This window comes from Kitasatospora sp. NPDC001225, assembly GCF_053597855.1.
On sequence record NZ_JBSFJC010000451.1, the window covers coordinates 1 to 1,377 of the forward strand.

Sequence of the window (1,377 nt, forward strand, 5' to 3'; positions counted from 1 at the left end):
AGGGTGGCGCCGAAGAAGACGGCATCGCCCCGGTAGTGCTGGGGCCGGTGCTCGGCCATCAGTTTGCGGTGCCGGTCGAACACCTCAGGCCGGACGCGCTCGCCGAAGCCCTGGTCCAGCACGGCCCGCAGGAGCGCGGCCTTGTCGGGGAAGCGGCGGAACAGCGTGGCGGCCCCGACGCCGGCCCGGCGCGCCACGTCGTCGAGGTGGGCGTCGGGGCCCTGTTCGGTGAAGACCTCCCGGGCGGCCTGGATGATCTTTTCCGCGTTGCGGGCGGCGTCGGCGCGCAGCAGCCGGGGGGCGTCGGGGATCATCCCGGCAGCCTATCCAAGAGTGGGTGGACCGCCGCCGGCCGTCCGGGGCGCGTGCCCTGGCCGGGTGTCAGACCGTCCAGGCTCAGCGGCCGGGGGCCTCGGCGATCCGGGCGACGTGGGCCAGGACGGCACCGGCGCCGTCCTCGCCCGCCATGAGCCCGGCGACGGCGGCCGCACGGCGGCGGACCGGCTCGGCCAGAGCGGCCGTGATCGAGGCGGCGAGGCGCTCGGCGGTGAGGTCGGCGAACGGCACGGGCTGCGGGGCCACTCCCAGCCGGTGCAGCCGGGCCGCCCAGAACGGCTGGTCGGCCATCACGGGCACCGGTACGGCGGGGACCCCGGCGCGCAGCGCGGCGCCCGTGGTGCCCGCCCCGGCGTGGTGGACGACGGCGGCCGTGCGGGGGAACAGCCAGTCGTGGGGCACGTCGCCGACGCAGAACACGCCGTCACCCGCCGCCTCCAGCCCGGCCCAGCCCGCCTGGACCACCGCGCGCACCCCCGCCTGCCGTACCGCGGCCGTCACCAGCTCGCCGAGCCGCTCGCCCTCCCCGGGGGCCATGCTGCCGAAGCCGATGAACACCGGGGCCGGACCGGCCTAGAGGAAGTCGACCAGGTCGCCCGGAGGCTGCCAGCCCAGCGGCCGGGCGGGCCACCAGAAGCCCGCCACGTCGACCGGGGCCGGCCAGTCCGCCGGGCGCGGCAGCAGCACGGGGCTGTAACCGTGGACGACCGGACGGGTGTGCCCGAGCGGTTCCGGCGACGTCGTGCCGGGAAGGCCGAGGCGCTCGCGCATCCGGTCCACGGCACTCGAGAACATTCGGTCCGCGCCCCGGAGCCGCTCCTGGCCGGCGGCGAGATTGCCCTCCGGTCCCAGGTCCGCGCCGCCGGCGGGGCCGGGCAGCGGGAACTCCGTGGTGGCGAAGGCGGGCGTGAGGTACGTGCCGAGGACGGGCACACCGTACGCGTCCCCCGCCGTCAGGCTGAGCGGCGACGGGGCGAAGGCGGTGAGCAGCAGGTCGGCCCCGCCCGCGACGGCGTCCGCCACGCCGTCGGCGAGCCCGTC

The 1,377-nt window shown here is 77.6% G+C and carries 2 protein-coding genes and 1 pseudogene; all 3 read right to left on the minus strand.

Annotated elements, in window-relative coordinates:
• Window positions 1-314: helix-turn-helix domain-containing protein (locus ACWDCZ_RS41370; RefSeq protein WP_449818728.1), on the minus strand; the 314-nt coding region annotated here is incomplete at its 3' end.
• Window positions 315-396: 82 nt separating this feature from the next.
• Window positions 397-873, minus strand: coding sequence for a glycosyltransferase (locus ACWDCZ_RS41375; protein WP_449818729.1), 477 nt, complete (start codon window positions 871-873; stop codon window positions 397-399).
• 36 nt (window positions 874-909) lie between these two features.
• Window positions 910-1,377, minus strand: a pseudogene (locus tag ACWDCZ_RS41380) (glycosyltransferase); the annotation flags it as partial.